Source organism: Acrocarpospora phusangensis, from assembly GCF_016862995.1.
In the GTDB taxonomy this organism is placed as follows: domain Bacteria; phylum Actinomycetota; class Actinomycetes; order Streptosporangiales; family Streptosporangiaceae; genus Acrocarpospora; species Acrocarpospora phusangensis.
Map to the genome: position 1 here is coordinate 16071 of NZ_BOOA01000075.1, position 23076 is coordinate 39146.

22 protein-coding genes and 1 tRNA gene are annotated in these 23076 nt (G+C 70.5%); 11 read left to right on the forward strand and 12 right to left on the reverse strand.

Translation table 11 applies throughout. The annotated features are described in order from the left end of the window. The first annotated feature begins 2 nt into the window (after positions 1-2). Genes Aph01nite_RS32440 through fdhD form a run of 4 tightly spaced genes read left to right on the forward strand, consistent with a single transcriptional unit; the run spans position 3 to position 5475 of the window. On the forward strand, positions 3-1934 hold the full coding sequence (locus Aph01nite_RS32440) for a molybdopterin oxidoreductase family protein (RefSeq protein ID WP_204044858.1): 1932 nt from the start codon (positions 3-5) through the stop codon (positions 1932-1934). A gap of 7 nt (positions 1935-1941) precedes the next feature. Continuing rightward, positions 1942-3786, forward strand: coding sequence for an NAD(P)H-dependent oxidoreductase subunit E (locus Aph01nite_RS32445; RefSeq protein ID WP_204044859.1), 1845 nt, complete (start codon positions 1942-1944; stop codon positions 3784-3786). Continuing rightward, positions 3783-4655, forward strand: coding sequence for a 2Fe-2S iron-sulfur cluster-binding protein (locus Aph01nite_RS32450; RefSeq protein WP_204044860.1), 873 nt, complete (start codon positions 3783-3785; stop codon positions 4653-4655). Before Aph01nite_RS32445 ends, Aph01nite_RS32450 begins: the two co-directional genes overlap by 4 nt. Next, a complete protein-coding gene (fdhD, locus tag Aph01nite_RS32455) occupies positions 4648-5475 on the forward strand; it encodes a formate dehydrogenase accessory sulfurtransferase FdhD (RefSeq protein ID WP_204044861.1) in 828 nt (275 codons plus the stop codon). The genes Aph01nite_RS32450 and fdhD overlap by 8 nt, the downstream gene beginning before the upstream one ends. Positions 5476-5738: 263 nt before the next feature. On the opposite strand, the gene Aph01nite_RS32460 is transcribed toward fdhD, so the two are convergent. Both Aph01nite_RS32460 and Aph01nite_RS32465 read right to left on the reverse strand, forming a co-directional pair. Further along, a complete protein-coding gene (locus Aph01nite_RS32460) occupies positions 5739-6530 on the reverse strand; it encodes a class I SAM-dependent methyltransferase (RefSeq protein WP_204044862.1) in 792 nt (263 codons plus the stop codon). Positions 6531-6590: 60 nt separating this feature from the next. Next, positions 6591-6794 (reverse strand): DUF4236 domain-containing protein, encoded by a 204-nt coding sequence (locus tag Aph01nite_RS32465; RefSeq protein ID WP_204044863.1) that lies wholly within the window; start codon positions 6792-6794, stop codon positions 6591-6593. A 293-nt stretch (positions 6795-7087) separates the two neighbouring features. Between Aph01nite_RS32465 and tuf the strand changes: the two genes are divergently transcribed. Further along, complete coding sequence (gene tuf / locus Aph01nite_RS32470) at positions 7088-8260, forward strand: elongation factor Tu (protein ID WP_204044864.1); 1173 nt, start codon at positions 7088-7090, stop codon at positions 8258-8260. A gap of 124 nt (positions 8261-8384) precedes the next feature. After that, positions 8385-8726 (forward strand): VOC family protein, encoded by a 342-nt coding sequence (locus Aph01nite_RS32475; RefSeq protein ID WP_239162146.1) that lies wholly within the window; start codon positions 8385-8387, stop codon positions 8724-8726. On the opposite strand, the gene pgeF is transcribed toward Aph01nite_RS32475, so the two are convergent. Beyond that, positions 8687-9439 carry a peptidoglycan editing factor PgeF gene (pgeF, locus tag Aph01nite_RS32480; RefSeq protein WP_239162147.1) on the reverse strand — a complete coding sequence of 251 codons (753 nt, stop codon included), beginning with the start codon at positions 9437-9439 and terminating at the stop codon, positions 8687-8689. The two genes, Aph01nite_RS32475 and pgeF, sit on opposite strands and share 40 nt — an antisense overlap. A 38-nt stretch (positions 9440-9477) precedes the next feature. Continuing rightward, complete coding sequence (locus Aph01nite_RS32485) at positions 9478-10332, reverse strand: 1-aminocyclopropane-1-carboxylate deaminase/D-cysteine desulfhydrase (RefSeq protein ID WP_239162148.1); 855 nt, start codon at positions 10330-10332, stop codon at positions 9478-9480. 71 nt (positions 10333-10403) lie between these two features. Here Aph01nite_RS32485 and galK point away from each other — a divergent pair, with 71 nt between their 5' ends. Continuing rightward, positions 10404-11519, forward strand: coding sequence for a galactokinase (gene galK / locus Aph01nite_RS32490; RefSeq protein WP_204044865.1), 1116 nt, complete (start codon positions 10404-10406; stop codon positions 11517-11519). Positions 11520-11591: 72 nt separating this feature from the next. After that, positions 11592-12635 carry a hypothetical protein gene (locus tag Aph01nite_RS32495; RefSeq protein WP_204044866.1) on the forward strand — a complete coding sequence of 348 codons (1044 nt, stop codon included), beginning with the start codon at positions 11592-11594 and terminating at the stop codon, positions 12633-12635. Here Aph01nite_RS32495 and Aph01nite_RS32500 read toward each other — a convergent pair. Together Aph01nite_RS32500 and Aph01nite_RS32505 are read right to left on the reverse strand one after the other, a co-directional pair. After that, positions 12616-13407 carry an enoyl-CoA hydratase gene (locus tag Aph01nite_RS32500; RefSeq protein ID WP_204044867.1) on the reverse strand — a complete coding sequence of 264 codons (792 nt, stop codon included), beginning with the start codon at positions 13405-13407 and terminating at the stop codon, positions 12616-12618. The genes Aph01nite_RS32495 and Aph01nite_RS32500 overlap by 20 nt on opposite strands. A gap of 22 nt (positions 13408-13429) precedes the next feature. Beyond that, positions 13430-14584, reverse strand: coding sequence for a nitric oxide synthase oxygenase (locus Aph01nite_RS32505; RefSeq protein ID WP_204044868.1), 1155 nt, complete (start codon positions 14582-14584; stop codon positions 13430-13432). Positions 14585-14842: 258 nt separating this feature from the next. Here Aph01nite_RS32505 and Aph01nite_RS32510 point away from each other — a divergent pair, with 258 nt between their 5' ends. Continuing rightward, entirely contained in the window at positions 14843-15331 is a 489-nt protein-coding gene (locus tag Aph01nite_RS32510; protein WP_204044869.1) for a hypothetical protein, read from the forward strand. Positions 15332-15469: 138 nt separating this feature from the next. Here Aph01nite_RS32510 and Aph01nite_RS32515 read toward each other — a convergent pair. After that, positions 15470-15542, reverse strand: a tRNA-Asn gene (locus tag Aph01nite_RS32515). Positions 15543-15719: 177 nt separating this feature from the next. Between Aph01nite_RS32515 and Aph01nite_RS32520 the strand changes: the two genes are divergently transcribed. Continuing rightward, the gene (locus Aph01nite_RS32520) at positions 15720-16025 is read left to right on the forward strand and encodes a YtxH domain-containing protein (RefSeq protein ID WP_239162149.1); all 306 of its coding nucleotides are present in this window, start codon (positions 15720-15722) and stop codon (positions 16023-16025) included. Positions 16026-16190: 165 nt separating this feature from the next. On the opposite strand, the gene Aph01nite_RS32525 is transcribed toward Aph01nite_RS32520, so the two are convergent. Continuing rightward, positions 16191-16661, reverse strand: a complete 471-nt coding sequence (locus Aph01nite_RS32525) for a hypothetical protein (RefSeq protein WP_204044870.1) — start codon at positions 16659-16661, stop codon at positions 16191-16193. Positions 16662-16787: 126 nt separating this feature from the next. Between Aph01nite_RS32525 and Aph01nite_RS32530 the strand changes: the two genes are divergently transcribed. Further along, complete coding sequence (locus Aph01nite_RS32530; protein WP_239162150.1) at positions 16788-17429, forward strand: HD domain-containing protein; 642 nt, start codon at positions 16788-16790, stop codon at positions 17427-17429. Between the two features lie 248 nt (positions 17430-17677). On the opposite strand, the gene rpoD is transcribed toward Aph01nite_RS32530, so the two are convergent. From rpoD to Aph01nite_RS32550, 4 genes are all read right to left on the reverse strand, one after another. Further along, positions 17678-18817 carry an RNA polymerase sigma factor RpoD gene (gene rpoD, locus Aph01nite_RS32535; RefSeq protein WP_204044879.1) on the reverse strand — a complete coding sequence of 380 codons (1140 nt, stop codon included), beginning with the start codon at positions 18815-18817 and terminating at the stop codon, positions 17678-17680. Positions 18818-18961: 144 nt separating this feature from the next. Continuing rightward, positions 18962-20815, reverse strand: a complete 1854-nt coding sequence (gene dnaG, locus Aph01nite_RS32540) for a DNA primase (protein ID WP_204044871.1) — start codon at positions 20813-20815, stop codon at positions 18962-18964. 9 nt (positions 20816-20824) lie between these two features. After that, positions 20825-21679 carry a M23 family metallopeptidase gene (locus tag Aph01nite_RS32545; protein ID WP_204044880.1) on the reverse strand — a complete coding sequence of 285 codons (855 nt, stop codon included), beginning with the start codon at positions 21677-21679 and terminating at the stop codon, positions 20825-20827. 68 nt (positions 21680-21747) lie between these two features. Next, entirely contained in the window at positions 21748-22956 is a 1209-nt protein-coding gene (locus Aph01nite_RS32550; RefSeq protein ID WP_204044872.1) for an NAD(P)/FAD-dependent oxidoreductase, read from the reverse strand. Positions 22957-23076 lie beyond the last annotated feature (120 nt).

The window sequence follows — 23076 nt, forward strand, 5'->3', positions numbered from 1 at the left end:
CCATGAAGAAGAGGAACCGTGCCGAGCAACACTACGAACGGCTGACCCATCCCCTGGTCAGGGAGAACGGCGAGCTCCGCCGGGCGACCTGGGAGGAGGCGCTCGACCGGGCCGCCGAGGGCTTCCGGCGCAATGTGGCCGCGCATGGTCCCGACGCGTTCGCCATGTTGTCGTGCGCCCGCTCCACCAACGAGATGAACTATGTGGGCCAGAAGTTCACCCGGGTGGTGATGGGCACCAACAATGTGGACTCGTGCAACCGCACCTGTCACGCGCCGAGCGTCGCCGGCCTCTCGGCGGCGTTCGGCAGCGGCGGCGGCACCTCCTCCTATCAGGAGGTGGAGGACGCCGACGTCATCCTCATGTGGGGCTCCGCGGCGCGGAACGCCCATCCGATCTTCTTCCAGCATGTGTTGAAGGGCATCCGCAAGGGGGCCCGGATGTTCGCCGTGGACCCGCGGCGGACCGGGACGGCCGAGTGGGCGGACCGCTGGCTGGGGCTGAACGTGGGCACCGACATCCCGCTGGCCCACGCGGTGGCCCGGGAGATCATCCACGCCGGGCTGCACAACACGGTGTTCATCGAGCGGGCCACCGAGGGCTTCGAGGAATTCGCGGCCTCCGTGGAGCCGTGGACGCTGACCGTGGCCGAGCAGGTCACCGGCGTGCCGGCCGCCGCGATCCGCGAGCTCGCGCACGCGTACGCGACGGCAGACCGGGCCCAGCTCTGCTGGACGCTGGGCATCACCGAGCACCACAACGCCACCGACAACGTCCGGGCGCTGATCAACCTGTCCCTGCTGACCGGCCATGTCGGCCGCTACGGGTCCGGGCTCTCGCCGCTGCGCGGGCAGAACAACGTGCAGGGCGGCGGCGACATGGGCGCCATCCCCAACCGGCTGCCCGGTTTCCAGGACATCCTGGACCCGGAGATCCGGGCCCGTTTCGAGGCGGCCTGGCAGACGCCCATCCAGCCGCGGTACGGGCGGAATCTGACCGAGATGCTGGAGGGCATGGCCGAGGGAGAGATCACCACCTGCTACCTCATCGGGGAGAACCCCGTGCAGTCGGAGGCCGACTCGCTGAGCTGCATCAAGCGGCTGAGCATGCTCGACCACCTGGTGGTGCAGGACATCTTCCTCACCAAGACGGCGCAGATGGCCGACGTGGTGCTGCCCGCCGGGGCGGCCTGGTGCGAGAGCGACGGCACCTTCACCAACAGCGAGCGCCGGGTGCAGCGGGTCCGCAAGGCGCTCGTCCCGCCGGGCGAGGCCCGCGACGACATCTGGATCCTGTGCGAGCTGGCCCGCCGGCTCGGCCACGACTGGGCGTACGGGAGCGCCGAGGAGGTGTGGGACGAGGTCCGCAGCCTCTCCCCCGCGCACGCGGGCATGACCTACCAGCGCCTGGCCGACCTGCAGGGCATCCAGTGGCCGTGCCCGTCGGAGGACTCGCTCGAACCGCCGTTCCTGCACGGGCGGCTCTGGGAGACCGACCCGGCCAAACGCGGGCGGCTCGCGCCGTTCGCGGTGCTGAGGCACTCGCCGCCAGTGGACCTGCTCGACGAGGAATATCCCCTGCGGCTCACCACCGGCAGGCGGCTGGACTCCTACAACACCGGGGTGCAGTCCTCCGGGTTCGCCTCGCCGCTGCGGCGGGGGGAGAACATCGAGGTCTCCCCCGAGGACGCGGCGCGGCTGGGCGTGGCCGCCGGTGAGGAGGTGCGGATCACCTCGCGGCGCGGCACGGTGGTCGCGCCGGTCCACATCGATCCGGGCCTGCGCCCCGGCCTGGTCTTCATGACCATGCACTTCCCCGACGAGGTCGACACCAACGCGCTGACCATCGAGGCGACCTGCCCGATCGCGGGCACGGCCGAGTTCAAGGCCGCCGCGGTCAGGATCGACCGGCTCGTCACCGCGAAGGCCGGGTGACGGGCGCATGGACCTGCGCTTCCGTGACGCGGAGCCGACCGCCGAGGAGCGCGCCGCCGTGGACGCGCTTCTCGGTGAGCCGGAGACGGGCTGGGAGGGCGGCGCCCGGACCGAGGACGATCTCCGGTTCGCCGCCGCGCCCGCCGAGGAGCGGCGCGACCAGTTACTGCCGGCCCTGCACGCGGTGAACGACCGGGTGGGCTGGATCAGCGAGGGCGCGCTCGACTACATCTGCCGCCGGTTGGGCGTGCCGCCCGCCGAGGCGTACTCGGTGGCCACGTTCTATTCGTTGTTGTCCGTCGAGCCCCGGCCGCCGCGGGTCCTGCACGTCTGCACCGACCTGGCCTGCCAGGCGCGCGGCGCGGACAAGGTCCGGCGGGACGTCGAAGCCCAGCTCGGACCGGCGGGGACCTCGTGGCAGCCGAGCCCGTGCCTGGGCGTGTGCGAGCGGGCTCCCGCCGCGCTCGCCCTGCAGGCGGGTGAGCACCCCACCGCCACCGTGTACGGCGACGCCGACTTCTCCGACCCCTCCTCCTTCGACTGGATCTCTCCGGAAGAGGACACCCCGGATGTGCCCGGCGTGTTCGGCGACGATCCGGTCCGGGCGGCCGTCCCGCAGGCCGGGGATCCCCGGCTGGTGCTGCTGCGGCGGGTCGGCGTCGTCGATCCGGCGAGCCTGGACGACTACCGGGCCACCGGCGGTTACGCCGCCCTGCGCCGGGCCTTCGAGCTCGGCCCCGGCGGGGTCATCCGGGAGGTGCTGGAGGCCGGCCTGGTCGGGCGGGGCGGGGCCGCGTTCCCGACCGGGCGGAAGTGGGAGGCCACCGCGCGCCAGTTCGACCGGCCGCACTACCTCGTCTGCAACGCGGACGAGAGCGAGCCCGGCACGTTCAAAGACCGCGTCGTCATGGAAGGCGACCCGTACGCGCTGGTCGAGGCCATGACCGTCGCCGGTTACGCGACCGGCTGCGCGCGCGGATACCTCTACATCCGGGGCGAGTACCCCCGGGCGACCCGGCGGCTGGAGCACGCGATCGCCACCGCGCGGGCGCGCGGCCTGCTCGGGGAGGACATCCTCGGGCAGGGCTTCGCGTTCGACATCGAGATCAGGCGCGGGGCGGGGGCGTACATCTGCGGCGAGGAAACCGCGATCTTCAACTCGATCGAGGGGTATCGGGGCGAGCCGCGCAGCAAGCCGCCGTTCCCGGTGGAGAAGGGCCTGTTCGGCAAGCCGACGGTGGTCAACAACGTCGAGACGCTCGTCAACGTGCTCCCGATCCTGGAGCAGGGGGCCGCGGCGTACGCGGCGGTCGGCACGGGCGGCTCGACCGGGACGAAACTGTTCTGCGTGTCGGGGACGGTCCAGCGTCCCGGCCTCTACGAGCTGCCGTTCGGGGCGACCCTCGGCGACCTGCTCGCCCTCGCGGGCGGGGCGACGGGCGCCCTCCGCGCGGTCCTGCTCGGCGGCGCGGCCGGAGCCTTCGTCCGCGGCGACGAACTGGACATCCCGCTCACCTTCGAGGGCACCCGTGCCGCCGGGGCCACGCTCGGCTCCGGCGTGATCCTGGTGCTGGACGACACGGTGGAGCTGCCGCCGTTCCTGCTGCGCATCGCCGAGTTCTTCCGCGACGAGTCGTGCGGGCAGTGCGTCCCGTGCCGGGTCGGGACGGTCCGGCAGGAGGAGGCGCTGCACCGGCTGACGAAACGGCGGTCCGCCGGGGATCTCGTGCTGCTGCGCGAGGTCGGGCAGGCGATGCGGGACGCGTCCATCTGCGGGCTCGGCCAGACCGCGTGGAACGCCGTCGAATCGGCCATCGACCGGCTGGGAGTCTTCGCCGAGGAGGCATCATGACCGTTCCGCTCCGCCCCCCGCGGCGGCTCGTCGAGATCACCGTCGACGGCGAGGCCGTACGGGTTCCGGAGGGCGACACGATCCTGGACGCGTGCGCCGCGGCCGGGAAGGACATTCCGACGCTCTGCTACGGCGACACGCTGACCCCCAAGAACGCCTGCCGGGTCTGCGTGGTCGAAGTCGAGGGGGCCCGGACGCTGGCGCCCGCCTGCTCGCGCAAGGCGGAGCCCGGCATGGTGGTGGGCACCGAGACCGAACGGGCCAGGCACAGCCGCAAGGTCGTCCTCGAGCTGCTGGCGTCGTCGGTCGACATGTCCACCACACCGCGGGCCGCCGAGTGGATCGACGAGTACGGCGCCGACCCGGACCGGTTCGGCCCCGACGCCGCGACCGTCGCCCAACCGGCCAAGGTGGACAACGAGCTGTATGTCCGCGACTACTCCAAATGCATCCTCTGCTACAAGTGCGTGGACGCCTGCGGGGACCAGTGGCAGAACTCCTTCGCCATCGCCGTCTCCGGGCGCGGCTTCGACGCGACGATCTCCACCGAGTTCGACGCGCCGCTCACCGACTCCGCCTGCGTGTACTGCGGGAACTGTGTGGAGGTGTGCCCGACCGGGGCGCTGTCGTTCAAGACCGAGTTCGACATGCGCGCGGCCGGCACCTGGAACGAGGACGAGCAGACGCAGACCACCACGATCTGCAGCTACTGCGGGGTCGGCTGCAACCTGACCCTGCACGTCCAGGAGAACCGGATCGTCAAGGTGACCTCGCCGCACGACAACCCGGTGACCCACGGGAACCTCTGCATCAAGGGGCGGTTCGGCTTCCAGCACGTGCAGAACGTGGGAGCGTCCGCCGATGGGTAGGGTCACCGTCCAGCGCCGGATCCTGCGTCTGCGGGAGACCGGCGAGAGCCGCAGGATGGACGTGCTGGCGGCCGAGGAGCCCCTGGAGATCAGGCTCAACGGCAACCCGCTGACCATCACGATGCGCACGCCCGGCGACGACTTCGACCTGGCGGCCGGGTTCCTGGTCAGCGAGGGAGCCGTCGGATCCGCCCAGGACATCGAGTCCATCCGGTACTGCGCGGGCGCGACCGAGGACGGGCGCAACACCTACAACGTCCTGGACGTACGGCTCTCGCCCTGGGTGAAGCCGCTGGCCACCTCGCTGGAACGCAACTTCTACACGACGTCGTCGTGCGGGGTCTGCGGGAAGGCGTCCCTGGACGCGGTGCGTACGGTCGCGCGCTGGGAGGTGGCCGGAGATCCGGTGCGGATGGATCCTTCGGTGATCTCCGAACTGCCGGATCGCCTGCGCGCCGCGCAGCGGGTGTTCGATCGGACCGGCGGGCTGCACGCGGCCGGTCTGTTCACTCCCGGGGGCAATCCGCTCTGCGTCCGGGAGGACGTCGGGCGGCACAACGCGGTCGACAAGCTCGTGGGGTGGGCGCTCCGGGAGGGCATGCTGCCCCTGAGCTCGACGGCGCTGATGGTCTCCGGGCGCGCCTCCTTCGAACTGGTCCAGAAAGCGGTCATGGCGGGCATTCCGGTGCTCGCCGCCGTCTCCGCTCCCTCCTCGCTCGCCGTGGAACTCGCGGCCGAATCCGGGCTCACGCTGCTCGGGTTCGTCCGCGGGAGCTCCATGAACGTGTACACGGGAGAGGCGAGGTTGGGCGCGCGATGAACGTCAATCCGGTGCGGTCTCCGCAATCCTCCGGTCAGGGGCATAGGCCGGGGGACTCCGCACGGGAGTGACAACGGGATGCCGGCCGGCGATCCTTCGCCCCCTTCGCCGCCCGGCATCCCCGGACCCTTCAGAAGACACTGGGGTTCTCACCGTTCGGCGCCGTCAACGCAGGTGACACTTCTCGCCGCACCGGCGCCAAAGATATCCGGTCCGTTCTGTTGAGGCTCCTTCTGGAGAAGGCGTGACCGCTATGTCCGGAGTCAGGCCGTGCAGAGGATTTCGGCGTGGAGGACGGAGAACCAGCCGTCGGGCGAAGCCGCCCAGGTGTGCCAGCCCGCGGCGATGCGGTCGAGGTCGGCGGGGGTGGCGGCGCCGGAGGAGAGGGCCTGGCGGGCGATGGCGGAGACGCGCATGCGGTCGGCCCAGAGGCCGCCCCACCAGGAGCGTTCCTCGGGGGTGGCGAAGCACCAGGTGGATGAGGTCGCGGTCACCTGCTGGAAGCCCGCCTGATGTGCCCAGGAGAGCATGAGGCGGCCGGCGTTCGGTTCGCCGCCGTTGGCTCTGGCGAGTTTCTGGTAGAGCGCCATCCATTCGTCGAGTTCGGGTACTTCGGGGAACCACGCGAAGCCGGCGAAGTCGCTGTCGCGTGCGGTGACCAGTCCCCCAGGGCGGCAGACGCGGCGCATCTCGCGCAGTGCCCGTACCGGGTCGGCCACGTGTTGCAGGACCTGGTGGGCGTGCACCACGTCGAAGCTTCCGTCGGGGAAGTGCAGATCGTGCACGTCGGCCACGGTGAAGTCGATGTTCTCCTGGCCCTGGGCCGCTGCCTCGGCGCGGGCGAGGGCCAGTTCCTCCTCGCCGATCTCGGTGGCCGTGACCCGGCCCACCCGCGCGGCCAGATCCACGGTGATCGTCCCGGGTCCGCAGCCGATGTCCAGGAGGGACATCTCCGGCCGGAGGTGGGGCAGCAGGTGCGCCGCCGAGTTCTCCGCCGTACGCCAGCGGTGGGATCGCAGCACCGATTCGTGATGGCCGTGCGTGTATGCGTTCATGGCCGGAGGCTACCAGCCGTCTTACATTTCAAGAGAAAACGTCCCATATTGCGAGACGAGTCAGTAATAGTACCTCCGGCGGGCCTTGCCGATGGTCTTGCTCAGGTGGAAACCCCCGGGAAGGCGCACCGTGACGTGCCGCCGCCCGTCGGGCGTGCTGGTGACGTGGAACCTGCGGTTGCCGAAACTGTGCCCGACGCCGTGCCGGGAGAGGTTGACCCGGAACGGTCCGATCTTGATTGACTTGCGGTAGTGCCAGCCCATCGCGCTTCCCCTCTACGCTCCGCTCGCTGGGAAAACGACCCAGGCTCAGGGGGAAGTTCCCGGAAAACCTGTTGCCCAAGCTCAGGGGCGTACCGGATGATCTGGGGCATGTTCCGGTACGCCGCCTTTGTGACGCCCGCCTTCGCGGGCGCGCCGGCGTGTGCCGTGGTGCAGGTCCTCCTGCGATTCGACGGCGTCGAGCGCTGACCCTTTCCCGTGCGTCCTGGTGACCCGGCGGGGAGGGGTCGAAGCCTCGCGGGTCACACGGAATCTGCATCAAAGGGAAAAGGGACATGGCCAAGCAGGCCTTCGTGCGGTCCAAGCCGCACCTCAACATCGGCACGATGGGGCACGTCGACCACGGCAAGACGACGCTGACCGCCGCCATCACCAAGGTGCTCAGCGAGCGCGGCGGCGCGCGCTTCGTGCCGTTCGACCGGATCGACCGCACCCCGGAGGAGACCCTCCGCGGCATCACCATCAACATCTCCCACGTCGAGTACGAGACGGCGACCCGCCACTACGCGCACGTGGACATGCCCGGACACGCCGACTACGTGAAGAACATGATCACGGGGGCGGCGCAGCTGGACGGCGCGATCCTGGTGGTCTCCGCCGTCGACGGGATCATGCCGCAGACCCGGGAGCACGTGCTGCTCGCCCGCCGGGTCGGGGTCGAGCACGTGGTCGTCGCGCTCAACAAGGCCGACGGCGCGGACCCCGAGCTGGCCGACCTGGTCGAGCTGGAGCTGCAGGACCTGCTCGCCGAGCACGGCTACCGGGACGTGCCGATGGTACGCGTGTCCGGGCTGCGGGCGCTGGCCGGCGACCCCGAGTGGACGGCCTCCGTCGAGGCGCTGCTCCAGGCCGTGGACGACCACGTGCCGGTGCCGGTCCGGTACCTGGACGTGCCGTTCCTGATGCCGGTCGAGAACGTGCTCACCGTCACCGGGCGCGGCACCGTCCTCACCGGCGCGATCGAGCGCGGCACGGTACGGCTCGGCGACACCCTGGAGACGATCGGGCTCCGGGACGGCGTCACGGCCGTGGTCACCGGGATCGAGACGTTCGGCAAGACCATGGACCGGGGCGAGGCCGGGGACAACGCGGCGCTCCTGCTCCGCGGCGTCCGTCGCGACCAGGTACGGCGCGGGCAGGTGCTGGCCGCGCCGGGCAGCCAGCGGGGTCACCGGCGCTTCACGGCCCGCGTGTACCTGCTGACCGCCGCGGAAGGCGGACGCCGGACGGCGATCGCGGACGGCTACCGCCCGCAGTTCTACGTCCGCACCGCCGACGTCCCCGGCGAGATGGCCCTGACCGGGACCGAACTGGCCCTTCCCGGCGACACGGTCGAGGTCACCGTGGAGCTGGGCAAGCCGGTCGCCCTGGAGCCGGGCCTCGGCTTCGCCATCCGCGAGGGCGGCCACACCGTGGGCGCCGGCACGGTCCTGACCACGTTCACCTGACCACCCGGCCGGGCGGGACCCACCACGAGTCCCGCCCGGCAACGAACGCGGCGGTTGAGGCCACTCTCAGAGACGAGCGACACCCGAAGCGAGCCCTCCGGAGCCGGTGGCTACGGTGGAGTCCATGATCGGAGTTGTGGCGCAGGTCGTCGTCGATTGCCGGGAGCCCGGGGCGTTGGCCGACTTCTGGGGACGTATCGTCGGCGGTGAGGTGACGCATCGCGATCCGGGCTGGTCCTTCGTGGACCCTCCGGCCGGAGTCCGGATCGCGTTCCAGCGCGTCCCGGAGGGCAAGGCCACGAAGAACCGGCTGCATCTGGACATCACCGTCGACGACGTCGAATCAGCCGTGCGCGAAGCCGTTTCCGCCGGGGCGTCCGTGCCCGGAACCCTCCAGCGTGACGCTCAGGGCGCGTTCCAGGTGGTTCAGGACCCCGAGGGCAACGAGTTCTGCTTCGTCTCCTGAGACTCCAGCCAGATGAACCCGCCGAAGCGACCGGTGCGGGAGTCACGGCGGTAGGAGTACAGATCCGGCGTCTCTATCGTGCAGCGGGCGTCGTGGCGGACGTCGGAAACGCCGGACTTCCGGAGCTGCGCCTCGATCGCGGCGCGGATGTCCACCGCCGGCGTGCCCTGCCGGGTGGTCGCCCACGCCTCGGGCACGACCCTGGCCACGTCCTCCCGCATGTCGGCCGGGACCTCGTAGCAGAGCCCGCACGCGGCGGGCCCGATGAGCGCCACCATCCGGTACGGCTCCGCCCCGCGCGCCGCCATCGCCTCGACCAGGGCGGGAACCACACCCAGCCGCGTGCCCGGACGCCCGGAGTGGGCGGCGCCGACGACCCGGGCCACCGGATCGGCCAGCAGCACCGGCGCGCAGTCGGCCACGAGCACGTTGAGCACGACCCCCGGCTCGTCGGTGCAGATCCCGTCCAGCGGCGGCGGATCATCCCCGAAGGGCTCGGTGACGAATCGCACGTCCCGCCCGTGAACCTGACGCATCATCACCACGCGGGCGGGATCCACCCCCAACTCGACGGCCGTGTCACGACGATTGCGCAGCACCGCGTCGAGATCGTCCCCGACCGCCCCGCCGAGGTTCCGCGACGTGTACGGCTCGCCGCTGACCCCGCCGTGCCGATCGGTGAACACCGCATAGATTCCGTCAGCCAAGAGCACCAGCCGAGCCTACCAACGCCCTGCTCGGCGACCCTCCGCTACCGCGGCAGGTCCGGGCCTCCCGTGACGACCGCCACCAGAGCCGTCCCGGAGGCGAAGGCGCCGGACTCGATCAGGTCGAAGACGCCGTACATCATCTTGGCGACGTACACGCGGTCGAGGAGGATTCCGTGCCGGTCGTGGAAGTCGTCGATGAACGAGGACAGTTGGGCGTTCGTGCGGGCGTAGCCGCCGAAATGGTAGTCGGTCTCGATGTGCCAGTTGGGGGTGGTTTCGCCAAGGGTTTCGCGCTGGAGCCGGGCGACCTCGTCGTTCAGGAAGGAGCCGCCGCGCAGCGCCGAGAACCCGATCGCGCGCCGACCGGGAGTCAGCCCGGCGGCGATGCCCGCCAGGGTCCCCCCGGTGCCCACCGGGCAGCAGATCACGTCGAAAGGGACCGTGATCTCGCCGGGTAACTCCATACATCCCCGTACGGCCTCCGGGTTGGAACCCCCCTCCGGGAGGATCCGATAGCCCGGATACTCCCCCCGCAGCCACTCAAGAACCTCAGTCGTGTGCTTGAGCCGATATGTCGTGCGATCGAGGTATCTGAGGCGCATTCCCCGGCGGACCGCGTCGTCGAGCACAGGGTTGAGCGGTAACCGTTCCTCGCCCCGGATCACCCCGGCCGTCGCGAACCCGTACTTCTCCCCCGCGACCGCCACCGCCCGCACATGGCTGGAGTACGCCCCGCCGAACGTCACCACCGCCCCCGCGCCCACGTTGTACTTCAGCTTGCGCCACTTGTTGCCCGAGATCCCGCCCCCGATGAGATCGTCGCGCTTCAGCCACACCCGCACCCCGCCGGTCCGGTCGTCCTCCAGCGGAACGACCGGCGACACCGCCTCACTCACAGTCCCAAGGCTGGCATATCACCCAGGACTCGCTACCCTACGGTGAGGCCGCTGTTGAGGAGTGTTGAAATATGCGCATTTTTGATGCTTTCGTGGATGCCTATGGCAGCGCACCGGAAGGCGTCTGGCATGCCCCGGGCCGCGTCAACCTGATCGGCGAGCACACCGACTACAACGACGGCCTGGTCCTCCCCTTCGCGGTCCCGTGGGGCGTCACCATAGCCGCGAGCCCCCGCCAGGACGACACGATCCGCCTGCTCTCCCTCCAGATGGGAGCCCAGACCGTCGAGCACCTGGACGAAGCCCACGGCTGGGCCCGCTACCCCGTCGGCGTGTTCTGGGCGCTGCGCGGCAACGGCCTCCCGGTGCGCGGCGCCGACCTCGTCATCGACGGCGACATCCCCGAAGGCGCCGGCCTGTCCTCCAGCGCGGCCCTGGAGGTCGCCACGGCCTTCGCCCTCAACGACCTGTACGCCCTCGCCCAGTCCCCCATGGACCTGGCCAGGACCGCCCAGCGCGCCGAGAACGACTTCGCCGGCATGCCCTGCGGGATCATGGACCAGGCCACCTCGGCCCTGGCCAGGGAGGGCCACGCCCTGCTGCTCGACTGCCGTACGCTCGGCAGCCGCCAGATCCCGTTCGATCTGCCCGCCCACGGCCTCGAACTGCTGATCATCAACACCAACGTCAAACACGCCCTCGCCGACGGCCAGTACGCCCGCCGCCGCCAGGAGTGCGAGGCCGCCGCGGCCCACCTGGGCGTGCCCGCCCTGCGCGACGTCACCGACCTGGCCGGGGCCCTCGGCCGGCTGAGCGGCGCGGAGCGTAGGCGCACCCAGCACGTGGTCACCGAGAACCACCGGGTGGAGGCCCTGATCGGCCTGCTCAGGGCGGGCGCGGTGACCGAGATCGGCGCCCTGCTCAACGCCTCCCACCTGTCCCTGCGCGACCAGTTCGAGGTCTCCTGCCCGGAACTCGACGTGGCCGTGGAGTCCGCCGTCCGCGGCGGCGCCCGCGGGGCCAGGATGACCGGCGGCGGCTTCGGCGGCTCCGCGATCGCCCTGGTCGCCGTCGAACGCGCCGAGTCCGTACGGAACTCCGTCAAGGCCGCGTACGCCGAGCGCGGCTGGCGCGACCCCGACTTCCTGACCGCGACCCCGGCCGCCGGAGCCCGCCGCCTCACCTGAACCGTCTTGACTAATCGGAGCCGATGATCAAACCATGGAGGGGCACGGCCGAGATCATCCGGGAGGCGCCCAGTGCCGCAGCGTCTGCTTCGCTGGTGGCGCCGGGCGGTGTTCCGATTACGCCCGCGCCGTACGGTCGGCGTGGTCACCCTCCTCGGCGCCTCCGCGGGACTCCTGGCCTGGGCCAGCGCGACCGGGGACTTCCAGCGTGACCTGCTGCTCAACATCGGCGCGAGCGTGCTGGTCATCGCCTTCTCGTACGCGATCATCGACCCGATCTTCGAGGAGTTGCGCCGCTCCCGCGTCGAGGAGCACCCGCTCTTCGACGACCAGCGCTACAGCGACCACGTCCGGGCGGCCGAACGCGTGGTGGCCATCATGGACGTGGGCAGCCACCTGCTGGAGGGCCAGGCCAGCCGGGAACGCTTCCTGGACTGCCTGCGCGCCGCCCTGCGCAACGGCGTGACGGCGCGGCTGCTGCTGCTCGACCCGTCCTCGACGGCCGCCGAGCAGCGCGAGGAGGAGATCCGCCCGGTCCGGGTCCGCGACGTCATCTGCGACAACCTGCGCTACCTCGACCTGTTCACCCAGACCCTCCCGGAACCCCTGCGCGCCCGCTTCCAGGTCCGCGTCTACGACGCGCTCCCGTCCATCCAGCTCTACCGCTGGGACGACAAGGGCCTCATCTCCTTCTTCCCGATCGGCGTACGCGCCTCCGCGTCCGCGCACCTGGAAGTCGTCATGTCCAGCCCGCTCGGCGAGTTCGTGCACGAACGCTTCGAGGCGCTCTGGCACCACCCGAGCACCCGGCCGCTCACCGAGTACATGGAGGTGCCCGTCTCGATCCGGCACGGCGGCGCGGTGATCCACGAGTGCGAGGTCCGCTTCGTCGAACTCGACGGCGTCTGGTACGTCGAGGGCGCGCGCATGCTCGCCCAGCTCACCGACCACGGCACCCACGGCCTGGACCTGGTGCTCGGCGACCAGGTCTTCACGCTGAGCCGGGCCGGCGCCGGGGACGGCGCGGACCAGGGCCCGGTTACCCAGGCGTTCCGCCAGAAATACGGTCAGTCGGCGGTGGGCGAGAGCACGCTGATCATGAAGTTGGCTCCATGAGCGGCGGGAACTCCGGCGGGCGGCGCTCCAGGAAGCTGGCGACGCCCTCCGCGAAGTCGGGACGGGTGAACGACTGCGCCATCAGCCGCTCCGCGGCCTCGCGGGAGTCGTCCAGGCCCTGGTCCCAGTCACCCCACACCTGCCGCTTGATCACCGCCATCGACGCGGGCGAACTGTTGGTGGCCAGGTCCCGCGCGTAGGCGAGCGTCTCGGCCAGCAACTGCTCCCCCGGTACGGCCCGGAGCACCAGCCCCAGCCGCTCCGCCTCGGCCCCCGTGAAGGTACGGCCGGACAGCAGCAGGTCCAGCGCGCGGGCCTGGCCGATCAGTTTGGGCAGCACCCAGGCCATGCCGTACTCGGCGATGAGGCCGCGGCGGGAGAAGGCGGTGGTCCACTTGGCGTCGGCGGCGGTGAAGACGAGGTCGCAGACGAGGGCGTGGACCATGCCGAGGCCGGCGCAGGCGCCGTTGACGGCCGCGATGATCGGCTTGTTGATCGACACCGGGAAGGTGTGCGGGCGTTTGTCGGGCTCGCTCGCGTACTCGCCGGTCTGGATGGCGGTGAGTGTCTGGAAGTCGGCGCCCGCGCAGAAGCCCTTGCCCGCGCCGGTCACCACGACCACCCGGACCTCGGGGTTCTGCTCGGCCTCCTCCAGCAGGTCGAAGTAACGCCGGCCCATCTCGTCGGTCCACGCGTTCAGCCGGTCGGGCCGGTTGAACGTGAGCACGAGCACACCGTCGGCCAGGTCGGTCAGCACCAGTTCCTCGGTCATGGGTTCCCCTCTCAGGACCGAATTATGTTCTATCGCCGGTGGGGGCGGCAACAGGCGTGTGGTGGGCGAACGCCGGCGTGAGCCGTACGTCGTCGTAGTAGCGGTGGAAGACGGGGGTGAGCGCGCCGGACAGGGGTGGCACGATCCAGGACCAGTCGGCGGGGCAGACGCGGCCGGAGCGCTCCTCCTTCTCCAGGTGCGTCATGAAGCGCCGGGCCTCGGTGTGGTGGTCGGTCATGGTGACCCCGGCCTCCGCGTAGGAGTGCAGCACGGCGACGTTGAGCTCGACCAGGGCGTGGTCGCGCCAGAGCGTGCGGTCGTTGCTGGTGTCCATGCCCAGACGGCGGGCGATCAGCGGGAGCTGGTCGTACCGGTCGGCGTCGGCGAGGTTGCGGGCGCCGATCTCGGTGCCCATGTACCACCCGTTGAAGGGGGCGGTGGGGTAGCAGAGGCCGCCGATCTCCAGGCACATGTTGGAGATCGCGGGCACGGCGTGCCAGCGCAGGCCGAGATCGGCGAACCAGGGATAGTGCGGATGCGTGATCGGCACTTCCATGACCACCTCCTCGGGGACGGTACGCAGTTCGGTGACGCCCTTCACGTCGATGAGCAGCGGGAGCACCTCGAACCGGCCGCCGGACGGCTGCCAGCCGAGCGCACGGGCCCGGTCGGTGAGCTCGGCGTTGACCGGGTCGCCCACCACGGACCCGTCCGGCTGCCGATGCCCCGCGTACCTGATCAGCTGGTCGTTCCTGATCCGCGCCGCCGGCTTGCCGGGCCGGTCGGGCGCGAACACGGTGATGGTGGGCCGGATCCTGCCCCGGTTGCCCGCCACGCGCAGGTGCTCCACGCATTCGTCGACGATCCCGTCGGCGGTGTCCACGTGCCGCCGGTCCCTGATCCGCAGCGACCGCCAGTAGAGCCGCCCGATGCACCGGCTGCTGTTCCGCCAGGCTACCCGCGCCCCGAACGCCAGCTCCCCGGGCGTGTGCGTGTACATCCCGGTACGGTCGATCTCCGCCAGGACGTCACGGACCCGGGGCCGCCCCGACCCCGCTGCCGGATTCTCCGCGTGATACAGCCGGATGAACTCCTCCGCCGCCTGCCTGTCCACCCCCTCACCCTCGCGACCCTCGTGCTGTACGGCTTTCGCGACCTTCTTCCACCACGTGCCCACCCTGAAACCGCCACATTCCGCTCGCGGGCCCCCACGCCGATTCCGGGCGGCGCTGCGACCCTCTAGCGGTGGCCCTCCCCACCGCTGCGCATGTCGATCCGCGGCTGCCACGCACGGCGCGGCAGATCACATTTTCTGCCACTGTCCGACCATTTGTCATCCAAATCTGTGCACGAATGGCGACGGAACGTTGCGAGGCTTTCCAGGCCGTTACTGCGAGAATCTTTCCGGACGCGCTCGGTAGTCACGGGAGGGCCGATGAAGCGTATTATCGCCATGCTCGGGGCGGGGATGGGGGTCACCGCCGGATGCGGGGTCTATCCGGTGGGCTCCGAGGACGCGGGGCCGGGCGGGCTCCGCCTCACCGCCGTACAGGAGCATCTGACCGAGCACTGGGGCATCCGGTTCGTGGAGGAACGCGGCCCGGCCGGGATCACCCAGCACGGCAGCGTCCACCAGGAAGCCGGCGGCCGCCTCTCCGCCGTGCTCGGGGGCCGCCGTCCCGGACGGGTGCACACGATCTCCTGCCAGGCGTACGGCAGCGCCCCCGCCGCCGCGACCGGCTTCCTGCGCGACTGCGCCGGGATCCCGTTCCGCGGCAGGGCCGACGACGCACTACCCAAGGCCGGATGGCCGCGCTACCGGCGCGCCACCGTCAACGGCATCCGCTACCGGCTCTCCTCAGTACCCGAGCACAGCCTCTGGGTACTCCGCCTGTCTCTCCCGGACCACTCCCCGCTGCCCTGAGCCACGCGACGCTTCACCGCGCCGGAGACTCCGTCTCCGCCGAACCATCGCCGCTACCCGCGAGCCAATCGGGGTGCCGCCGCAGGGCCCGAAACGACGAAACCTCGCTGGAAGACTCCAGCGAGGTCCGCGGTGGTGCTCCCGCGATAGGACTCGAACCTATAACCTGCCGGTTAACAGCCGGCTGCTCTGCCGATTGAGCTACACGGGATTGACGCCGTAGGTTCCGGCCTCCGGCCTTTCCTGCGGTGCGGAACTAGATTAGCGCACTCAGGGGGTCCTCTGTCACATCCATTAGGGCGGGGCGGCGGGGGCGCATCCGCTCAGGTTGGATAGATACCGATCCTGGGGGTAGGGGACCGGTTAGGCATGAGCGGGGAGGTGGAGAATGCGAAGGAAGATGTTGTTCGTCGCCGGGCTGGGTGTCGGGTATGTCCTGGGCACCAGGGCCGGGCGCGAGCGGTACGAGCAGCTCAAGGGCGCGGCGCAGCGGGTGGCCGACAACCCCCGCGTGCAGGAGGCGGCCGGTCTGCTGGGCGCACGCGTGTCCAGGGCCGCGAACGCCGCCAAAGACCTGGCTGACGACAAACTCGGCGACAAGAGCCCGTTCCGGGGCAGGGCCGAGCACCGCGAGCGGGAGAAGGTGACCAGCCCCACCGGCTGGCCCGAGTCCGACATCGACCGGGTCACCTGATCCGGTTCGCCCGGACCAGGCGACCCGGACCAGGCGACCCGGACCAGGCGACCCGGACCAGGTGACTTGGACCAGATGACCCAGATCAGGTGTGGCGGCGGGCGGGACCGTTGGACGGCGAGCCCGCATCACCTCCCGATCACGCTCACGGCCGGACCGGCCAGGTCAGACGCCCAGGGCGCGTCTGACCTCTTCGAGCGCCTGCTCCACGGCCGCGCGCACGCCCGGATCGGCCGGGTCCAGCTCAGGGTCGTAGACGAACTCCCACTCGACCGTGTCCTGCCCGGCGATGCGGCGCGCCACCAGGCGGACTCCGCCGTGCTCGCCCAGGCGGACGTACCTGCTGGCCAGGATCGAGTTGGTGACCCGCTCCCTGATCGTCTCGGGCAGCAGGCCGGGATCCGGCAGATCGATGCGGTGCTGGGTGCCGCCCGTCATGACGACCGTGACGCCCTCCTGGTCCCAGACGGCGCGGTCCACCTGGTGCCAGGGCACCCGGAGCCCGCCGGGCAGATGGAGGGCCGTCAGGGTGGCGACCGCGTAGCCGCCCCCGGCGGTGAGCGCGTGGCTGAGCGGGCGCTCGCCGTGCAGGGCGGTGCGGACGTCGGCGGGGAGCCGGGATCCAAAAAGACGCATGAGAAGAAACTACTCTGACGCCCGATCACGCCCGGTCGCCACGCCCTGCGCCCGCTCGCCCATCTCTGACCTGCCCCTCCAGAGGCTCCCCTCCCCCGGTGTGATCCGCCAGAACGGGAGGAAACCATGATGGAACCTCAGGTGGCCGGAGTCGCCGTGCCGGACACGAAGATCGCCGCCATGGCCACGGAACTCGTCCGCGACACGACCTCCGAGCTGATCTACAACCATTCCCGCCGGGTCTACTGGTTCGGCAGCCTGCAGGGCCTCAACCGCGGCCTGAGCTTCGACCCGGAGCTGCTCTACGTCAGCGCGATGTTCCACGACGTGGGCCTCGGCACACCGTTCCGCGGCAGCGGCCGGCGGTTCGAGGTCGACAGCGCCGACGAGGCCCGCCGTTTCTTGCGCGACCACGGCCTCCCCGACGACAGCGTGCGCCGGGTGTGGACCGCCATCGCCCTGCACACCACGCCCGGCATCCCGGAGTTCATGGAGCCGGAGGTCGCCCTGCTCACCGCCGGCGTCGAGTACGACGTGCTCGGCATCGGCTACAACGACATCCGGCCCGAGGACCGCGCCGCGATCACGGCCATGCATCCGCGCCCGGACTTCAAACGCCGCATCCTGAAGGCGTTCACCGACGGCATCGCCCCCAGACCGGAAACCACCTTCGGAAACGTCAAAGCCGACGTGCTCCAGCACTTCGTCCCCGGTTTCACCCGCGGTGACTTCGTCGACACAATCCAAAACTCACTCTGGCCCGAATAACGGCAAAACAAAACGACTACCGGGCAACCATCACCCGGTAGTCGTATACCGACTCGGCCGCGCCGGCGTCTGAACGCCCAAACCTTCTTACCCCGCAGCCATCCCTCCATCCACGGCAATCATGCGGCTCGGCCGCGCCGGCGTCTGGACTGAGGAACGCAGGTCGCGGAGCGGCCGGAGAGACGAGGGAAGACGCCGGCTGAGGAGCGGCCGAGCCCGCCGTGCCGCAGGCGCGGCCAATGTCACAGCTAGTCGAGGTAGTCCCTGAGCATCTGGGCGCGGGTGGGGTGCCGGAGTTTGGCCAAGGTTTTGGACTCGATCTGGCGGATGCGCTCGCGGGTCACCCCGAACTCGCGGCCCACCTCCTCCAGCGTCCGCGGGTGCCCGTCGGCCAGGCCGAAGCGCAGCTGGATGATGCGCTGCTCACGCTCGGAGAGGGTGGCCAGGATGTCGTCCAGCTGGTCCTGGAGCATGATGAACGCGGCCGCCTCGATCGGGACCACGGCGTCGGCGTCCTCGATGAAGTCGCCGAGGTCGGAGTCCTCCTCGCCGATCGGGGACTGCAGGGAGACCGGCTCCTGCGCGATGCGCTGGATCTCGATCACCCGGTCGATCGGCAGGTCCATCTCCGCGGCGATCTCCTCGGGAGCCGGTTCGCGGCCGAGATCCTGGTGGAGCTGGCGCTGCACCCGTACTAATTTGTTGATGGTCTCAACCATGTGGACGGGAATTCGAATTGTCCGCGCCTGATCCGCGATCGCCCTTGTGATCGCCTGGCGAATCCACCACGTCGCATACGTGGAAAACTTATATCCCTTGGTGTAGTCGAATTTCTCGACCGCGCGGATGAGACCGAGATTGCCTTCCTGGATCAGGTCCAGGAACAACATTCCACGGCCGACATATCGTTTCGCGATGGAGACCACGAGCCGCAGGTTGGCCTCGATCAGCCGCTGCTTGGCGCGCACGCCCTCCCAGACGAGATCCTCGAACTCGGGCCTGGCCAGCCGGATGGAGGGCGTCTCGCAGAGCTTGTCCTCGGCGAACAGACCGGCCTCGATGGCCTTGGCGAGCTCCACCTCCTCCTCGGCCGTGAGCAGCGGCACCCGCCCGATCTCCCGGAGGTAGATGCGGACCAGGTCGCTCGTCGGCGCCCGTTTGCCGACGTCCTCCTCGTCGGGCTTGGCGGCCTCCTCGTCGCCTTGCGGCTCGAGGACCTCAACCCCGTTCTCGGCGAGCATGCGCACGACGCGCTCAAGCGCGTCCGCAGGCAGCTCGGATCGGTCGAGCGCGGCGGCCACGTCGTCTACCGTGACGCTCCCGCGCTCCCTTCCCTTCACGACGAGCTCCGCCACCTGGTCTACCGATGGCGGCCCGCTTGGTAGCACCGATGCACCCACGGAACACAGTCTGCGGTATAGGCACAACAAAACGGCAGGCCTATTTTTGTCACCGAAGGTAAGACGAACGTCATTACCGAATCGATATCAAACCAGTGTTTCGGCGCTGTGAGATCAGGAAAGTATTGTTATTCACGCCCCGGCAGCGCGTTCTCTCAACACGCGCCGCTGCTGCTCCAGCGCCACCAGTTCGGCGAACATGCGGTTGTACTCCTGCTGCTCCTCGACCGGGTTGAGGCGTTGCATTCGCGATTTCAACCGGTCCAACGCGCGGCCCACGGTGATCTCCTGGAGTTTCGTCAGCACGCCCGCGCCGTACCGTTCTTCGGCGTTCACGTCGGCGCGGACGGGTTCCACGGCGAACCGGGTGACCAGGGGGCGGAGCTCGTCGGTGGCGCCGCCCAGGAGGCGTTCGACCCACTCCCTGCCGCCGGAGCCGCCGGTCGCGGTGCCGCCGGTCGCGGCGATGAGCTCGTAGAGGGCGATGTGCTCGGGCTGGGTGAAGGCGTCGGCGCCGAGGGCGTCGAACTCGGGGCCGAGCAGGGCGGGCCGCTGGACGGCCAGCTTCAGGGCCTCCGCCTCCAGCCGGGCCAGCGGGTCGGCCGCGTTCCCTGCGGCGGCGGCCGGCCGGGCCGTACGGGGGGCCGGGCGGGTCTCGGCCGGGCGGGCGGCGATCTCCTGGATGCGCTCGACCACGAAACGTTCGTTCATGATGCCGAGCCAGCGGTCGAGGTCCACCGCGTACATGCCGCGCAGGGCCCGGTCCTTGATGGAGGCGACCACGGGGGCGGCCGCGTCCAGGGCGGAGAGCTTGCCCTCGTTGGTGTTGAGGTCGAAGCGGGCGATGACGCTGCGGATGGCGAACGCGAACAGCGGCTCGCGGCTGGCGATCAGGTCCCGGACGGCCGCGTCGCCCTGCTTGACCCGCAGGTCGCACGGGTCCAGGCCGTCGGGCTGGACCGCCACGTAGGTCTGGGTGACGAATTTCTGCTCGTCCTGGAAGGCGCGCAGGGCGGCCTTCTGCCCGGCCGAGTCGCCGTCAAAGGTGAAGATGACCTCGCCCTGGCCCTGGTCGAACAGGATGCGCCTGAGCACCTTGATGTGGTCCTCACCGAAGGCGGTGCCGCAGGTGGCCACGGCCGTGGGGACACCGGCCAGGTGCAGGGCCATGACGTCGGTGTAGCCCTCCACGATGACGGCCTGGGAGCGCTTGGAGATCTCGCGTTTGGCGAGGTCGATGCCGTACAGGACCGAGCTCTTGTGGTAGATCGGGCTTTCCGGGGTGTTGAGGTATTTGGGGCCGTCGTCGGCGTCGAGGAGCTTGCGCGCGCCGAAGCCGATGACGTCGCCGGTGATGTCGCGGATGGGCCAGATCAGGCGGCCGCGGAAGCGGTCGCGCGGGCCGCGGCGGCCCTCGGCGGCCAGTCCGCCGCGGATCAGTTCCTGGGCGGTGAAGCCGCGGGACATCAGGTGGCGGGTGAGCGCCTCCCACTCGTTGGGGGCGTAGCCGACGCCGAAGTGCTCGGCGTCGACGCGTTCGAAGCCGCGCCCGGACAGGAAGCGGCGGCCCGCGGCGGCCTCGGGGCTGGACAGCTGGGCGGCGAAGAACTCGGCGGCGGCCCGGTGCGCCTCGATCAGGCGGGAGCGCTCGCCCTGCTGGCGGCCGGGCACGTAGCCGCCCTGCTCGTAGCGGAGCTGGATGCCGGCCCGCTGGGCCAGGCGCTCGACCGCCTCCGCGAAGGTGAGCGCGTCGATCTTCTGGATGAAGGTGATGACGTCGCCGCCCTCGGAGCAGCCGAAGCAGAAGTACATCCCCCGCGCGGGCGTGACGTTGAACGACGGCGACTTCTCGTCGTGGAAGGGGCACAGCCCCTTCAGGTTGCCGCCGCCCGCGTTCCGGAGCTGGACGTAGTCCCCCACCACATCGGCGATCTGCGAGCGTTCCCGCACGAGCGCGATGTCCTCATCACTGATCCTGCCTGCCACGTGGTGAGTCTATTGGCCGGAACGGGCGGGCTCGGTGGTGAATGGGATGATCACCGGCGGCTCCTCGGTCTCCTCCGGCTTGGGCGTCGGCTTGGGCTTGGGCGGCTGCTCCTTGCCGGCGCACAGCACCGAGCAGCCCGGGAGCGTGCCGACCCGCTTCCGCAGGGCCCGTACGGCCGGCCGCGGCGACAGCGTGGGGTTGCCGTCCCACCAGGCGTCCAGGTACGTCCACGGATCGACCATGCCGCGCCGGATCCACCAGTACCCGCCGGGCGTGGGCCAGCTGATCGCGAAGTACAGGTTGCTCGCCGTGCTCCTGGCGTTGCCGGTGTTGCCCACCCGGCCCAGCACCTTCCCGGCCTTGACCTTCACGCCGGCCCGTACGGAGGGCTCGACCGTGTCCAGGTGGCCGCCGAGGTAGAGCACGCCGTCCTCGCCCAGGACGGTGACGTACCGGCCTTCCCGGTGGGCGCCCTGGTCGGTGGAGGGCTTCCACCGGTTCTGCACGTTGACCTCGTGGACCACGCCGTCCACCGGGGCGACGAAGGCGCAGCCGCGCCCGGCCCAGATGGTGGACTTGGGGAGCACCAGGCGCTTGCGCTCGTACGTGACCTTGCAGCCCTTGACCGGGAAGACGTAGCTGAACCGGGAGACCTTGGGCGGCGGGAGGCGTACCGGTTCGTCGCCGGGGGGCGGCACGACGGCCGCGGCGAACGTCGGGCCGGGGGTGGCGGTGCCGTCCACGGTCGGGTCGGCGGCCGACAGCGCGCGCGGCGAGGGGGGCATCGTGCTCACGCCCGCCACTCCGGCCGGTGCGCTGCACGCGGCCGTGAGCAGAACGAGCGCCAGTGTCCCCGATCGCATGAACTCCACCCGCGTGACGGTATCGAAACTCTTCCTCTCTTTTGTAACCGACGGCGGTCTCGGTCCGGTTAGAACGGGGTTTCGGGGTCGGCGAGCTCGGCCGGGTCCACCTGGCGGCCGGAGCGGATCAGCGCCTGGATGTCGTCCACCACGTCCCAGACGTTGACGTTCATCCCGGCGATCACGTGGCCCTCGCGCAGCCAGAACGCGATGAACTCCAGGTCGGCGCCGCGGATGACGACCTGGTCGTGGCCCTCGATGTCGCCGGAGAACTCCATGCCGAGTTCGTACTGGTCGGTGTAGAAGTAGGGCAGCAGGTCGTAGCGGCCGGGCAGGCCCAGCATGGCGCGGGCCGCGGCCGGGCCCTGGTTGAGGGCGTTGGCCCAGTGCTCCACCCGGATGTGGCGGCCCAGCAGGGGATGCGCGTGCTCGGCGACGTCCCCGGCGGCGTAGATGTCGGGGTCGGCGCTGCGCAGGGTCTCGTCCACCACGATGCCGCTGCGCACCTCCAGGCCGGCGGCCCTGGCCAGTTCGACGTTGGGGGTGGCGCCGATGCCCACCACCACGTCGTCGGCGGGCAGCGCCTGGCCGTCGTCCAGCACGACCTCGCGCACCTGCCCGCCCTCGCCCCGCAGCCGGGTCACGGTGGCGCCGAACCGGAACGTGACGCCGTTGCGCCGGTGCAGGTCGGCGAAGACCTCGCCCAGCTGCCTGCCGAGCGTGCGGTGGAGCGGCGTGGGCTCGGGCTCGACCACGACCACCCGGCAGCCGGCCTTGCGGGCGGCGGCGGCCGTCTCCAGGCCGATCCAGCCCGCCCCGATGATCACCACGTCGCCGCCGTGGCCGAAGCCGGCCCGCAGCGCCTGGCTGTCGGCCAGCGTGCGCAGGTAGTGCACGCCGTCCAGGTCCGCGCCGTCCACCGGCAGCGGGCGCGGCGTGGCTCCGGTCGCGATCAGCAGTTTGCGGTACGGCACCCGCTCCCCGTTCGCCAGCTCCACCACCCGCTCCCCGGGCGCCACCCGGGTGGCCGCGACGCCGAGGCGCAGGTCCACGTCGTGCTCGCGGTACCAGCCCTCCTCGTGCACGTAGACCTCGTTGAGCTCGGACGCGCCCTGCAGGTACCCCTTGGAGAGCGGCGGCCGCTCGTACGGGCGCTCCTGCTCGGCGGCGATGATCGTCAGCGGGCCGTCGAACCGCTCGGCGCGCAGGGTCTCCGCGGCCTTGGCGCCGGCCAGGCCACCACCGATGATCACGAACTGGGTCTCGTTGTCAGACATCGCTTCGGGTGCTCCTTGTCTATGGCCGATCCTCCGGATCGGCGGGCTTGGCCGCTTCGCAGCCGGCGTCTTCCCTCGTCTCTCCGGGCCGCTTCGCGACCCTGCGTTCCTCAGTCCAGC